The organism is Plastoroseomonas arctica (assembly GCF_018128965.1).
In the GTDB taxonomy this organism is placed as follows: Bacteria; Pseudomonadota; Alphaproteobacteria; order Acetobacterales; family Acetobacteraceae; genus Plastoroseomonas; species Plastoroseomonas arctica.
The window spans coordinates 97,232-110,689 of record NZ_JAAEDH010000006.1 but is presented as its reverse complement, the minus strand read 5'-3'; the positions used below and the strand labels follow the sequence as shown (position 1 = coordinate 110,689).

At 71.5% G+C, this 13,458-nt stretch carries 15 protein-coding genes; 11 read left to right on the top strand and 4 right to left on the bottom strand.

The features are described 5' to 3' along the window. Nucleotides 1-30: 30 nt before the first annotated feature. Complete coding sequence (locus tag GXW79_RS07360) at nucleotides 31-1,644, bottom strand: glycoside hydrolase family 17 protein (protein ID WP_211873702.1); 1,614 nt, start codon at nucleotides 1,642-1,644, stop codon at nucleotides 31-33. Between the two features lie 47 nt (nucleotides 1,645-1,691). Between GXW79_RS07360 and GXW79_RS07355 the strand changes: the two genes are divergently transcribed. The 9 genes from GXW79_RS07355 to thiE all read left to right on the top strand — a co-directional run bounded on the left by GXW79_RS07355 (nucleotide 1,692) and on the right by thiE (nucleotide 8,848). After that, a complete protein-coding gene (locus GXW79_RS07355; protein WP_211873701.1) occupies nucleotides 1,692-2,117 on the top strand; it encodes a CoA-binding protein in 426 nt (141 codons plus the stop codon). A 68-nt stretch (nucleotides 2,118-2,185) separates the two neighbouring features. Then, nucleotides 2,186-2,956 (top strand): DUF2076 family protein, encoded by a 771-nt coding sequence (locus tag GXW79_RS07350; RefSeq protein WP_211873700.1) that lies wholly within the window; start codon nucleotides 2,186-2,188, stop codon nucleotides 2,954-2,956. Between the two features lie 212 nt (nucleotides 2,957-3,168). Continuing rightward, nucleotides 3,169-3,822: a nicotinate-nucleotide adenylyltransferase gene (locus GXW79_RS07345; RefSeq protein WP_367614833.1), complete on the top strand. Its 654-nt coding sequence runs from the start codon at nucleotides 3,169-3,171 to the stop codon at nucleotides 3,820-3,822. Next, nucleotides 3,812-4,663, top strand: coding sequence for a ribosome silencing factor (gene rsfS / locus GXW79_RS21870; protein WP_408901545.1), 852 nt, complete (start codon nucleotides 3,812-3,814; stop codon nucleotides 4,661-4,663). Before GXW79_RS07345 ends, rsfS begins: the two co-directional genes overlap by 11 nt. A gap of 20 nt (nucleotides 4,664-4,683) precedes the next feature. Continuing rightward, nucleotides 4,684-5,124 carry a 23S rRNA (pseudouridine(1915)-N(3))-methyltransferase RlmH gene (locus GXW79_RS07335; protein ID WP_211873774.1) on the top strand — a complete coding sequence of 147 codons (441 nt, stop codon included), beginning with the start codon at nucleotides 4,684-4,686 and terminating at the stop codon, nucleotides 5,122-5,124. A 13-nt stretch (nucleotides 5,125-5,137) separates the two neighbouring features. Continuing rightward, complete coding sequence (locus GXW79_RS07330) at nucleotides 5,138-5,803, top strand: NnrU family protein (protein WP_211873697.1); 666 nt, start codon at nucleotides 5,138-5,140, stop codon at nucleotides 5,801-5,803. A gap of 99 nt (nucleotides 5,804-5,902) precedes the next feature. Further along, nucleotides 5,903-7,432, top strand: a complete 1,530-nt coding sequence (gene gpmI, locus GXW79_RS07325; RefSeq protein WP_246503794.1) for a 2,3-bisphosphoglycerate-independent phosphoglycerate mutase — start codon at nucleotides 5,903-5,905, stop codon at nucleotides 7,430-7,432. A gap of 63 nt (nucleotides 7,433-7,495) precedes the next feature. Continuing rightward, the gene (locus GXW79_RS07320) at nucleotides 7,496-8,212 is read left to right on the top strand and encodes a sulfite exporter TauE/SafE family protein (protein WP_211873696.1); all 717 of its coding nucleotides are present in this window, start codon (nucleotides 7,496-7,498) and stop codon (nucleotides 8,210-8,212) included. Between the two features lie 12 nt (nucleotides 8,213-8,224). Continuing rightward, complete coding sequence (gene thiE / locus GXW79_RS07315; RefSeq protein WP_211873695.1) at nucleotides 8,225-8,848, top strand: thiamine phosphate synthase; 624 nt, start codon at nucleotides 8,225-8,227, stop codon at nucleotides 8,846-8,848. A 7-nt stretch (nucleotides 8,849-8,855) separates the two neighbouring features. On the opposite strand, the gene GXW79_RS07310 is transcribed toward thiE, so the two are convergent. Beyond that, nucleotides 8,856-9,260, bottom strand: coding sequence for a BLUF domain-containing protein (locus GXW79_RS07310; protein WP_211873694.1), 405 nt, complete (start codon nucleotides 9,258-9,260; stop codon nucleotides 8,856-8,858). A gap of 104 nt (nucleotides 9,261-9,364) precedes the next feature. On the opposite strand from GXW79_RS07310, the gene GXW79_RS07305 reads away from it, so the two are divergent. Next, complete coding sequence (locus GXW79_RS07305; RefSeq protein WP_211873693.1) at nucleotides 9,365-10,084, top strand: FkbM family methyltransferase; 720 nt, start codon at nucleotides 9,365-9,367, stop codon at nucleotides 10,082-10,084. Between the two features lie 13 nt (nucleotides 10,085-10,097). Here the strand turns inward: GXW79_RS07305 and GXW79_RS07300 are convergent, their stop codons facing one another. Beyond that, complete coding sequence (locus tag GXW79_RS07300) at nucleotides 10,098-11,282, bottom strand: glycosyltransferase family 61 protein (protein ID WP_211873692.1); 1,185 nt, start codon at nucleotides 11,280-11,282, stop codon at nucleotides 10,098-10,100. After that, on the bottom strand, nucleotides 11,279-12,259 hold the full coding sequence (locus GXW79_RS07295; protein WP_211873691.1) for a lysine-2,3-aminomutase-like protein: 981 nt from the start codon (nucleotides 12,257-12,259) through the stop codon (nucleotides 11,279-11,281). The genes GXW79_RS07300 and GXW79_RS07295 overlap by 4 nt, the downstream gene beginning before the upstream one ends. A 35-nt stretch (nucleotides 12,260-12,294) precedes the next feature. On the opposite strand from GXW79_RS07295, the gene epmA reads away from it, so the two are divergent. Next, entirely contained in the window at nucleotides 12,295-13,353 is a 1,059-nt protein-coding gene (gene epmA, locus GXW79_RS07290; RefSeq protein WP_211873690.1) for an EF-P lysine aminoacylase EpmA, read from the top strand. Nucleotides 13,354-13,458: the final 105 nt, after the last annotated feature.

The following is a 13,458-nucleotide window of genomic DNA, read 5'->3' as shown; positions in this document are numbered from 1 at the left end:
GAAATGAATTTCCCCCAGACCCCCATTCTTTTATTTTTGCGACGTGGGGCTGGCCGGCGAAGGCAGCATCCGCAAGAGCACGGGCAGCGCCAGAATCAACGCGCAGACGGTCCAGCCCATGGCCTGCAGGTTGGACGGGTGCTCACGCGCGGCGCTTGCCAAGGCGCAGCCCACGAGCGCCAGGCCCAGAACCCATTCCTCGCGGCCGCCACCGCCACGCGGCAACCGCCGCAAGACGACACCCACCAGCACCACAACCAGCGGCACGGCGAAGGTCGCGAAGGGGAAATCGCGATAGCGCGGGTCCACCAAAAGCATCACCTGCAACACCATCGCCGCCCAGGCGAAGACGAAGCACAGATCCTCGAAGGCGAAGCCGCGCCACCCGCGCAGAACGCGCCAGCGGCCCAGCAACAGGCCGCGCACCAGCACCGTGGCGTCGCGCCCCGAACGCGGCGCAGCCGGCGCGCCTGCCACGCGGCGCATCAACAACGCCGCGAGCAAACCCTGGCCGACGAGGTTGACCGTCACCGCGAGCATCAGATGCTCATCGAAGGCATAGGGCACCCCGCCACAGACGGCATAGGCGAGCGCATTGCCCAGGGCGCCGGCCGCCAGCGCCTCGCGCCAGCCCGAGCCAGGAAAGGCGAAGCGCGTGAGGATGAACAGGCATCCCGCCAGCACCAGCGCGAGCCCCGCGTACCAGGGCCAGTCCGGGTTCTCGACCACCGGCCCGGACAGCGGAAACTTCTCCGCCCGATCCGCCGTCCACAGGCCCCACGCCGCCCCGACCGTGCCCTCGCTCTTGTACTTCCACACCTGATCGAAGGCCTCGATGAGGTTGTAGTCGAACCCCATCTCCCGGCTCAGCGCGATGAACTCGCGGATGAACACCGCCTGGTTCACCCGGCTCGGCGCCGCATCCTCGCGCCAGCGGCCGCGCGAAGGCCAGCCGATTTCCCCGATCGCGATCGGGCGGCCCGGGAACAGCGCCTGCATCCGCTGATAGACATCGCGCACATGCGCCATTGTGCGCTCGACGCCCAGCGGCTCATCCTCCCAGTACGGCAGGATATGGATGGTGATGATGTCCACATGCGCGGCGATCTCGGGGAACTGCACCCAGAATTCCCACACATCGGCATAGGTCACCGGCTGGCGCACCGCGGCCTTCACGCGGTCGAGTGCGGCGATCAGCTCGGACGGCGGCAGGTCGCGGCGCAGCAGCACCTCGTTGCCGACCACCACGCGCTCCACCGTCTCGGGGTGGGCGTTCGCGATCTCGATCAGCCGGGCCAGCTCGCGCTCATTCTGCGCCCTGTTGGACCCGAGCCAGGCGCCCTTCCACATCCGCACGCCGTGGCGGGCGGCGATCTCGGCCACCTCGTAATTCCCCTCGATCGAGGCGTAGGTGCGGATGGCGCGCACGCGGCGGGCGACCAGCGCCATGTCGGCATCGACCTCGGCGGCAGTGGGGAAGATGTCGCGCAGCGGCGAATGGCCGGGGCGGAAGGGCGCGAAGCTCACAGAGTTGAACCGCTCCGCCAGCATGGGCACGTCGGCCGCCTGGGGCCGGTTCGGCCACCACCAGGCGGCCAGGGTCAGAAATACGATCGCCGCCAATGCGGCCAGAATCCGGCTCATGGGCGCGCACCCTGCCCGAACCGATCCTTTCTTGATAGCATCCCCCCATGACCGACGCTGAAATCCGCGACCTCCTGCTCCGCACCCGCCGCATCGCCGTGGTCGGCGCGTCGCAGAACCCTGCCCGCGCGAGCCATTCGGTCAGCGCCTTCCTCATCGAGCGCGGCTTCGACGTGACGCCTGTGAACCCCGGCCTCGCCGGCCAGACGCTGCTCGGCACGCCGGTCGCCGCCTCGCTCGCAGACGCCGCGCCGCTCGACATGGTGGACGTGTTCCGCCGTTCGGAAGAAGCCGGGGCCGTGGTGGACGAGGCCATCGCGCTCGGCGCGAAGAGCATCTGGCTCCAGCTCGGCGTCGTCGACGAGGCCGCGGCCGAGCGCGCGCGCGCCGCCGGCCTTGCGATCGTCATGGACCGATGCCCCGCGATCGAGTGGCGGCGCCTTGCATTACCGGACCGCAATCCCGCGTCTTGAATCCCACCAGCCGCCGGACCACTTCGCGTCATGCCGCGAAAGCACCGCCGGGAGAAGGATCAGCCCAAATGACCGACGAAGAACGCCGCATCATCCAGACCTTCATCGAACGCATTGCCGGCGTCGCGCAGGCCGCGCCGTCGCGCAGCCCCTGGGGCGCCTCCGTGCCGCAGGTCGGCCAGGCGCCGAACCTGCCGCCGGTCGACCCGGAGGCGGACCGCTTCATCGCCGACCTGTTTGCCCGCCTGCCCGAAGCGCGCTACCGCCTGACGCAATCCGCCTTCGTGCAGGAGGCCGCGCTGGTCGAGGCCAACAACCGCATCCAGCGCCTGGAATGGGAAGTCGAGAATGCCCGCCGTCAGGGTGAGGGCGCCCAGCAGCCGCGCGGCATGTTCGGCGGCATGTTCGGCGGTGGCCGCCCGCAGCAGGCGCCGATGCCGCCGCCGCCGCAGCCGCAATATCCGCCGGGCTACAACCCCCAGGCGCTGCAGCAGGGCCGGGGCGGCATGGGCTTCCTGGGCACCGCGCTGGCCGGTGCGGCCGGCGTTGCCGGCGGCCTCGTGCTCGGCAACATGCTGATGAATTCGCTGGGCGGCCATGGCGGCGCGGCCCAGGCCGCGGCGGCCACACCGGGCCAGGGCGCCTTCGGCCAGGAGGCGGTTCCGGCCGAACCATCCTCGCCCTGGACTTCGCCCACGCCCGACGCGGCGCCGGTCGCTGACCAGGGCGGCTGGGATGCCGGCAGCGGCGGTGGCCAGGCCGACAATTGGGGCAGCGGCAGCCAGGATGACGCCTCGGCCGATTTCGGCGGCGGTGGCGGCGGCAACGACGACTACTGACCCCGGGACCCGTCCCGCCATCCATGGCATCTGATGGTGGGACCCCGGGCATGCCGCCATGCCCCGGCCAGGAGCGCGAGGGGCCGAGCCCCTCGCCGAACCGCGTGCCACGCGAAGGGGCGGTCCCTTCGCCGAGGCGAACACGACGCGAAGGTCTGTCTCCATCGCATCTCGTGACGCACAGGGAGGGGCAGAAGCCTCGGAACCTCCGCGTGCAGCACAACGCGCGCCTTGCCACCCACAGCGCGCCCAACCCCTGGGGCGATGCGCGACGCACCCGCATCGGCCTGCTCGGCGGCAGCTTCAACCCCGCCCATGCCGGCCACGCCCATGTCGCCCGCCGCGCGCTGGCCGCACTCGCCCTCGACCAGGTCTGGCTGATGGTCTCGCCGGGCAACCCGCTGAAGCCGGCGAGAGGCATGGCCCCGCTGGCGGATCGCCTGGCCTCGGCGAAGGCGATCGCGACCCCGCCGCGCAGCATCGCGACCGACATCGAGCGCCCGCTTGGCACCCGCTTCACCGCCGATACGCTGGCGGCTCTGAGGCGGCGGTTCCGCCATGCGCGCTTCGTGTTGTTGCTGGGTGCGGACAACCTCGCGCAGCTGCCGCAGTGGCGGCGCTGGCGCGCGCTCGCGCGGGACACGCCGATCGCGATCCTGCCGCGGCCCGGTCACTCGCGCGCGGCCCTGCACGGGCAGGCGGCGACGGTGCTCGCGCGGCATCGGCGCAAGCCGCGGGCGCTGCTGGCCGGCCCCGCACCGCGCCATGCCGGCTGGTGTCTGATCCCGGCGCGCGAGGTGGCGCTGAGTGCCACCGCGATCCGCAACGCAAGAAGGGATGGCGCGGCGAGGCGCGTTGCGGCATGAGACAGCGCATCAACACCAGGAGGCTTCCATAGCCCGCACGCCCAAGGCCAGCCCGCCCGCCCCCGCCGAGGATCCCCCGCGCCCCAGGCGCGTTCCCAAGGCGACCACGGCGGCCAAGCCGGGTCCGGCGGCGGACAAGCCGGCCAAGGTCGCGAAGCCGCGGGCAGCCGCGAAGCCCGATGCCGCAGCGCCGGCGGCAAAGCCCGCGCTGAAGCGCGTGGCGGCACCCGCCACCAAGCCCAAGGCGAAGCCCGCGGTCCCCGAGGCAAAGTCGAAGCCGAAAGCCAAGCCTGAAACGGCCGCCAAGCCGGCCGCCGTGGCCAAGCGCGCCACCAAGGCGCCGGCCCGGGCCACGACGTCAACGCGCGTGACGGCGGTGCCCCGCACCCGCGGTGCGAAGCCTACCCCTGCCGTCACGGAGGCCAAGCGGCCCGCGCCGCCGCGCCCGACGCGCAAGACCCGCCCGCCCAAGGTCGCGCCCGACCGGCTGGAGCAGCTCGTCGCCGCCGCCGCGAAAAGCCTCGAGGACGACAAGGCCGAGGATATCCGCATCCTCGACGTCACCGGCCGCGCCGACTACGCCGACCGCCTCATCATCGCGACGGGCCTGGTCGACAGGCAGATCCAGGCGATGGCGACGCACCTGGTCGAGGCGCTGGAGCAGGTGGGCCTGCGCCTCAAGCGCGATGCCATCCAGGCCTCGCCCGATTGGGTGCTCATCGACGCGCTCGACCTCGTCATCCACCTGTTCAAGCCCGAGGCGCGCGCGCTCTACGGGCTCGAGCGGATGTGGGGCCCGGACAGCCCCGCGCCGGATGGCGCCACGCCCGCGCTGCCCTGAAGCCCGCTCGCCTCCTCGCCATCGGCCGGATCAAGCCGGGGCCGGAGGCCGCGCTGTTCGACCACTATAATGGCCGCATGCGCCCCCCGCTCGCGGTGACCGAGTTTGCGGAGGCGCGCGGCAGCGCGGCCGAGATCCGCCGGCGCGAAGGCGAAGCGCTGCTCGCCGCGCTCGCGCCCTCCACTTTGGCCGTGGCCCTCGACCTCGGCGGTGCCGCGCCGGGTTCGGAAGGGCTCGCGGCGATGCTGGTCCGATGGCAGGATGCCGGCCGGCCGCTGGCGTTTCTCATCGGCGGCGCCGAGGGCCTGGATCCGGCGGTGCTGGCGCGGGCCGAGGCGAGCCTTTCACTGGGGCCGCTCACCTGGCCGCATTTTCTGGTGCGCGGGCTGCTCGCGGAACAACTGTATCGTGCCCAGATGATCCGCGAGGGTCATCCCTACCACCGCCCCTGGCGTCCCTGAGAGGTCATCGCGCATGCTCCTCCTCGTCCTGGCTGGCCTGCTCTGGGTGGCTGTCCATGTCGGCATCGCCGGCACCGGGCTGCGTGGGGTGCTGGTGGCGCGCATCGGCGAGAACGGGTTCCGCATCGCGTTCTCGCTCGGCTCGGTGGTCGCGATCGCGCTGCTGGTGAGTGCCTGGAAGGCGAGCCCGGCCGTCGCGTTGTGGACCACGCCCGGCGCGCTGAAGTGGCTGGCACTGGTGCTGATGCTGCCGGCCTTCATCCTGTTCGCCGGCTCGCTCGCGACGAAGAACCCCACCGCCATGGGCGGGGAAGGGGCGGCGCCGCGCGGGATGATCCGCATCACCCGCCACCCGATGCTGTGGTCCTTCGCGATCTGGGCGATCCTCCACGCGCTGGTGAACGGCACCCAGTCGGGCCTGGTGTTCTTCGGCGCGTTCGCGGTGACCGCGCTGGCCGGCATGCCCTCGATCGATGCGAAGCTCGCCGCGCGCAACCCGGCCGGCTTCGCCGCGCTGCGGGCGCAGACCTCGATCCTGCCCGGCGGAGCGATCGCGGCCGGGCGCAACCATGTGGTGCCGACGGAGCTGGTCCTGCCCGTCGCGATCGGGACGGTGGCCTGGATTGCGATGCTTCTGGCGCATCGCTGGGTGATCGGCGTCTCGCCTTTCCCTGCCTGAACGGGCGCAGCGATCAAAGGCGCATGAACGCCGCGATTGCTGCCGGGTGCGGGGTGCCGGACCCTTGCGCCATTCGCCTGGGCGCCGTAACCCGCCGCCATGTCCTCCGCGCCCCGCCCCGTGATGCTGCTGATCCTCGATGGCTGGGGGCAGGCGCCCCCGGCGCCCGACAATGCCGTCACCCTGGCGCAGACGCCCAATTTCGACGCGCTCTGGGCGGAATGCCCGCACGCGACGCTGCGCACCTCGGGCGGCGATGTCGGCCTGCCGCCGGGGCAGATGGGCAATTCCGAGGTTGGGCACCTCAACATCGGCGCCGGGCGGGTGGTGATGCAGGACCTGCCGCGCATCGACGCCGCGATCAACGACGGCACGCTCGGCGCGATGCCGCCGCTCGAAGATTTCATCGCCCGGCTGCTCGCCTCGGGCGGCACCGCGCACCTGATCGGGCTGATCTCGCCCGGCGGCGTGCATGCGCACCAGGACCATGCCGCGGCCCTCGCCGAGCACATCTCCCATACCGGCGTGCCGGTCGTCATCCACGCCTTCACCGATGGGCGCGATACGCCGCCGCGCTCCGCCCCCGAGGCGATCGAGCGCCTGGAAGCCGCGATCGCGCCGATGGACGATGTGCGCATCGGCACCATCATCGGCCGCTATTTCGCGATGGACCGCGACCATCGCTGGGAGCGCGTGCGCGAGGCGACCAACGCCATGCTGCGCGGCGAAGGCCCGCGCGCGCAGACCGCCGCGGAGGCCATCGCCACCGCCCATGCCGGCGGCAAGACCGACGAGTTCGTGCCCGCCACCATCATCGGGACCTATGACGGCATGAAGGATGGCGACGGCCTGCTGTCGTTCAACTTCCGCGCCGACCGCATCCGGCAATTGCTGGCCGCACTTCTCGACCCTGAATTCTCCGGCTACCCGGCCGGTCCGCGACCCGCATTCGCGACCGCCCTGGGCATGACCGAATACGCGAGCACGCTGAAGCCGTTCATCGCCACGCTGTTCCCGCCCCAGCCGATGGCGGACATCCTGGGCACCACGGTGTCGGCCGTCGGGCGCACCCAGCTGCGGATGGCCGAGACCGAGAAGTATCCGCACGTCACCTACTTCCTCAACGGCGGCGACGAACAGCCGCTGCCGGGCGAGACGCGGCTGATGATCAGCTCGCCCAAGGTCGCGACCTACGACCTGGCCCCGGACATGGCGGCGCCGCTGCTGACCGAGGAAGCGGTGCGCGCAATCCGTGCCGGCACCCAGGACCTGATCGTGCTGAACTTCGCCAATGCCGACATGGTCGGCCACACCGGCAGCCTGCCCGCCGCGATCAAGGCGGTGGAAGCGGTGGATCGCGGGCTTGGTGCCATCGCGCAGGCGATCCGTGAGGTGGGCGGCGCCCTGCTCGTCACCGCCGACCACGGCAATGCCGAGCAGATGACCGACCCCAAGACCGGCGGCCCGCACACCGCGCACACCACCAACGTGGTTCCGGTCCTGCTTCTCGGCGGTGGCGAAGGGGTGGCGCTGCGCGAGGGACGGCTTGCCGATGTGGCGCCGACGCTGCTGGCGCTGATGCGCCTGGACCAGCCCGCGGCGATGACCGGGACGAGCCTGCTGGGCTGAAGCCGTCCACCGCTTCGGTCCCGGACGAAGCGTGGCTGTCAGTGCGGCGTGTAGTGGTCGCACATGGACATGCTCCTCCCGCTCGCTCTCGTCTTCCTCCTCGCCGGCTTCGTGAAGGGCGCCATAGGGCTTGGGCTGCCCACCATCGGCATGGCGCTGATGACGCTGCTCATCGCACCGGCCGAGGCGGCGGCGCTGCTGCTGCTGCCCAATATCGTCACCAACCTGGTGCAGATGCGCCCCTGGCCGGAGACGGCGCGGTTGGCCAGGCGGCTGTGGCCGATGCTGCTGGGCGTGGTGCTGGGCACCGGGCTCGGCGCGCTGCTCTGGGGTGGCTTCGGCGGGCGCTATGGCGGCGCCGTGCTGGGCCTGGTGCTGGCGCTGTACGGCACGCTGGGCCTGCTCGGCGTGCGGATCGCGCTGCCGGAGCGCGCCGGGCTTCCGGTGGGCGTCGCGACTGGCGCGCTCACCGCCGCGACGGGTGTGTTCGTGATCCCGGCGGTCCCCTGGCTGCAGACGCTGGGCCTCGCCAAGGACGCGCTGGTGCGGGCGCTGGCGCTCTCCTTCACGGTCTCCACCCTGGCACTGGCGGTGCTGCTGCGCGCGGCGGGGGGGCTCGACGGCCGCCTCGTCGCGGCTTCCGCGCTGGCGCTGCTGCCGGCCCTCGCCGGCCAGGCGCTCGGCACGCGGATGCGCGGGCGCCTCTCCGAGGCCGCCTTCAAGCGCGTGTTCTTCGCGGCCGTGGTCGCACTCGGCCTTGCCATCGAGCTGCGGGCGTGAATTCCTGCGGCCATGGAGCCAGACTGCCGCCTCTACCTCATCACGCCGCCGGTGCTGCCGCCGGAGTTCCCGGACCTGCTCGCCGCGGCACTCGACGCTGGCGACGTCGCCTGCCTGCAGCTTCGGCTGAAGGACGCCCTGCCCGACGCGATCAAGCGCGCCGTCGATGCCCTGATGCCCATCGCCCAGGCCCGCAACGTGGCCTTCCTGCTCAATGACGACGCCGCACTCGCGGCGAGCCTGGGCTGCGATGGCGCGCATCTCGGCCAGGGCGATGGCGACCACGAAGCCGCGCGCAAGCTGCTCGACGGCAGGACGCTCGGCATCACCTGCCATGCCTCGCGCCACCTTGCGATGCAGGCGGGCGAGGTGGGTGCCGACTACGTGGCCTTCGGCGCCTTCTTCCCAACGCTTACCAAGGAGACGGCGCACAGCGCCGATGTGGAGCTGCTCGCCTGGTGGTCGGAGATGTTCGAGATCCCCTCCGTCGCGATCGGCGGCATCACGGCCGTGAACTGCGCGCCGCTGGTGCAGGCCGGGGCGGATTTCCTCGCGGTCGTGGGTGCGGTGTGGAGCCATCCGGACGGCCCGGCCGCCGGCGTGCGCGCCATGAACGCCGCCATCGCGGCCGCCTGAGCCCGGCTCAGCCGCCGCGCGGCAGCGTCGCGAGTCGCGCGAACACGTCCATCGCCTCGCTCGCCAGCGCGTCGCGCGCCGCACCCGCCCGCACCTGCTCCTGCGTCCACATCCACGAATGCGGTGGGTCGTCGCGCATCGACCATTCGGGGAACAGCCGCGCAGGCGCGTCGGAACAATGCACCAGGCGCACCTCCAGGTGGCGATCATCGCGCAGGATGCGGCCGAACGTGTCGGTCAGCGTGTCGCGCGGGCCCTCCAGCAATTGCATGTAGAGATCCGCCCGGCAGATCAGCGCGCCAGTGATCCGCGAGCGCGCATTGTTCGCGCGCGCAACGAGCAGGATGTCGTCCAGCGTCGGCGCGTCAAAGCCGAACGGCCGCGATGTGTAGATCAATTGCCCCAGCCGCATCGCCGCACTCCGTCTTGTGTCGCGACATCATCACGCGGATCGGGCCCGAAGCACAGCGCCCGGTTGCGTGCGTCGCGGCGCGGGATGCGGTAGCCTGGGCCGGCATGGACGAGATCACTTTCCACACAAGGCTGCATCGCCCGGGCACATTGCTCGATGTCGGTGCGCATGACGGGCTGATCACGCGGCCCTTCGCGGCGCTGCGCGATTCGCGCGTCGTCGCGTTCGAGCCCGCGCCGCCCGCCTTCGCCCGGCTCGAGGCCGCCTTCGCGCCCGCTCCGCCGCCCCACGTCACGCTGGTGCCGGAGGCGCTGGGCGACACGCTCGGCTCCATCACCCTCGCCATGCCGGTGCTCGACGGCGTCGCGCAGGAGCAATGGGCCTCGACGGCCAAGACCTATGCCGGCTTCGACCCGGCGCGCGTGGCGGTGCGCAAATGGCAGGTTCCGATCCGCCCGCTCGACAGCCTGGCGCTGACCGACCTCACCCACATCAAGCTCGATTGCGAAGGTGCGGAATACGAGGTGCTGCGCGGCGCGCGCGAGACGCTGATCCGCTGCCGCCCCTATCTCACGATCGAGATCGAGGAGCGCCATCGCCTGGGCTCCACCTGGTCGGTGCCGGCCTATCTCGATGCGCTCGGCTACGAGACCTATTTCGAGCTCGACGGCGCCTGGCAGCCGATGGCGGCGCTGGATCGCGCGACGATGCAGCGCGCCTCGCCCGACCCCTCGGTGTTCGAGGCCTCGGACCCCTATGTGTTCGTGTTCTACGTCTTCCCGCGCGAATGCACCGAGCAGGCGCTGCAGCGGCTGATCCGCTAGCACCCGGCGCGGCTCACCCCCACACGGCGTCGAGGCGCGCCAGCACCCGCTGCATCCGCGGCACGTCGATCGACCAGTGATCCACATCCTTCCATCCCGGCCCCTGCTGCATCGCGATGCGGTCGGGGTGCTCGTGATAGGCGAAGTGGCGCGGCGCGGTGAAGCAGGACGACCAGCCATGCCAGGCATAGGACCAGCCCTCGCGATGGCCGAGCTGCACGACATGCGTGCCCGGGGCCACGAAGGGCAGCAGCGCGAAGGCCGCACCGGCCGCGCCGGCGATGCGCTCGGCGCCGGAGAACAGCCGCACCTGGTCCTCGTAGCCCATGGTTTCCGGCGCGATCGGCGTATAGCCGCGCGCCGAAAACACCGCCTCGACCTCCGCCTCGTTGTCGAGCGGCCGGTTGATCGCGGCACCCGCGCTGCGGCGGATGAAGAAGCGCCGCGGCAGGACCCGGCCAGGCGCGCGGGCGGCGACGCTGCTGGCGATGCGCCGCACCCAGCCACCGAGCTGCGGCGGAATGCCGAACAGGTCCAGTGTCTTGCCCTGGAACAGCCAGGCGGGCGAGGGATAGATCAGCCGCGAGACCCGCACCGGATCGAGGTCGGGCAATTCGACATAGCGCTTCGGTCCCCAGCCGGCGAGCAGCAGGCAGGTCCGCTGCCAGGGCGCCAGCGGTGGGAACAGCGGCGTCACGGCTAGCCCCGCCATCTCGATCATCGAGAGCGCCGACAAGGTCTCGATGTGCCAGTGCCCAAAGTTCCGCCACCAGAAACTGGACACCCAGGCATAGGTCCGTTCCGCATCCGGCAACGCGCGCGGCTGCTCGAGCGCCTCGGCGCGATGGGAGTCGAGCAGGGCCTCGGACGGCAGCGTTTCCGCGGACAGGTCCATCGCGCCGTCCAGGATGGAGTTGTTCAGGCTCTCGAGCACATAGGCGTCGCCGGCGATCAGGTAGCGCCCGGGATGGATCGTCACATCCTCCAGCAGCGCGATCGCGCTAGGGCGCAGCGTCTGGTCGACCCGCAGGGCCTCGAAGGATTCATCCTCGCGGTTGACCCACAGAGGCGGCCGCTGCTCGGTGCCTGGGCGCAGCATGGTGAGCAGCGTGTCCGGGGCGAGGCGTTCCACCTCATGCGCGCCGATGGCGGTGCGGCCGAGCGCGAGGCTGACGATGCGGCTGGGTGGCGCGCTCATGCGGGAAATCCTGGGCCGATCGGCCGCTTGCCGGCGCCGCCGGGCGCCTCCTCGACATAGGCCGGCCAGGCGAGGCCGGTAACACGGCCGCGCAGCCCCTGCAGCAGCGCGCGGCCGCGCGCGGCCGGAACGCGGAAGCGGGCCGTGCCCGGCGCGAGATCGAGCTGGTGGAGGTAGTAGGGCTTGATGCGCGCCGCCAGCATGGCGCGGAACAGATCCTCCAGCGCGGCTTCGCTGTCGTTGACGCCGGCCAGGAGCACCGACTGCCCGAGCAGCACGACACCCGCGCCGTGCAGCCGCCGCAGGCTGTCGCGCGCCGCATCGGTAAATTCGCGCGCGTGGTTGGCGTGGACGCAGAGGTAGAGCGGCTTGTCCAGCGTCAGCGCATCGGCGAGCGCCGCGGTGACGCGGCTGGGATCGGCGACCGGCACGCGGCTGTGGATGCGCAGGATGTCGATATGCGGGATCGCCGCGAGCCGGCCCAGGAGGTCCGCGAGGCGGCGCGGCGAGAGCATCAGCGGATCGCCGCCGGTGAGGATCACCTCGCGCACTTCGGGCGTGTGCGCGAACCAGGCGATGGCGGTGTCGAGCTCGGCTTCGGTGAGAAGGCCGCCATCGGGCCCCACCACCTCGCGGCGGAAACAGAAGCGGCAATAGACCGGGCAGGCCAGCAGCGGCTTGAGCAGGGCCCGGTCGGGATAGCGGTGCACTACGCCCTTCACCGGCGTAAACGGTGCATCCGCCGTGGGGTCGCTGATCTCGTCCGGCGCGCTGATCAGTTCGTTCGGATGGGGCAGATACTGCCGCGCGATCGGGTCATCGGGAGCGGTGATGAGGCGTGCAACCGCTTGCGTCAGCGCGATGGCGTAGCGCGCTCCGACGGCACGCGCATCGTATACTGCAGCGGGCGTGATCAGCCCGGCGGCGAGCAATGCATCGGCATCGCGGAGGGTGCGGGGGGGCAGGCCATCGGGCATGATGCGGTGGTAGTCCGGGAAGGGTGAGCGCGTCCATGGCGGAGAAGCCCATATGGCATCCTGAGCGTCTGGCCGCGCGGCTGCCCTTTCTCGATGCGCGCGCACGGCTGAGCGCTGCGACGCGGTCATTCTTCACCGCGCGCGGCTACCGCGAGGTGGAGACGCCCTGCCTGGTGCCGGTGCCGGGGATGGAGGTGCACCTGATGGGTTTCTCCACGCGCTATCGCCCGCATCTGGGGCGCGGGCGGGAGACGACGCTGTGGCTGCGCACCTCGCCCGAACTCGCGATCAAGCGGCTGCTCGCCGGCGGCGCCGGGCCGGTTTTCGAACTCGCGCGGGTGTGGCGCAATGGCGAGGTTTCGCCGCGCCACCATCCGGAATTCACCATGCTCGAATGGTATAGCCCGGGTGCCGATCTCGCTGGGCTGATGGATGAGACGGAGGCGTTCATCCGCGCCGTCTGCCCGCCGCGGGTGGGCCATGCCGGCGTCGAGACCGACCTCGCGCTGCCTTTCCAGCGCCTGCCCATGGCCGAGGCCTTCGCGCGCCACGCCGCCGTGCCCGATCTGTTAGCGACGGTCTCGCCGGAGGGGCGGGGCAATGCCGCGATGCTTTCGGCGGCCGCCGGTGTCGCGCTGCGCGAAGGCGAGGATTGGGAGGACCTGTTCTTCCGCCTGCTGCTGGAGCGGGTGGAGCCGGTGATCGGGCGCGAGTGCGCGACCTTCCTCACGCATTGGCCGGCGCCGCAGGCGGCCCTGGCGCGGCGCGACCCCGCCGACCCGCGCGCCGCGCTCCGCTTCGAGCTGTTCGTGGCGGGGATCGAACTGGCCAATGCGTTCGACGAGCTCACCGACGCGGCGGAGCAGCGGGCGCGCTTCGCGGCCGATGTCGCCGAGCGCCAGCGCCGCTATGGCGAGGGCTGGCCAGCCGATGAGGATTTCCTCGCCGCGTTGGACCACGGCATGCCGGCGAGCGCGGGCATCGCGCTGGGCTTTGACCGGCTGGCGATGCTGGCGAGCGGTGCGCGAGGGATCGACGACGTGCTGTGGCTGCCTCTGGGCGGCCTAGGAGAGCAGCATTTCGAGGCGCAATGAGCCGCCCTCGATGCCGTGCTTTCGAATGGGCGAACCGGGCGGCGGCGTCGGCCCGGCGGCTTTGCAGTCACGGAAACGTGAACCGATCGAGGCAGCCGTTACATT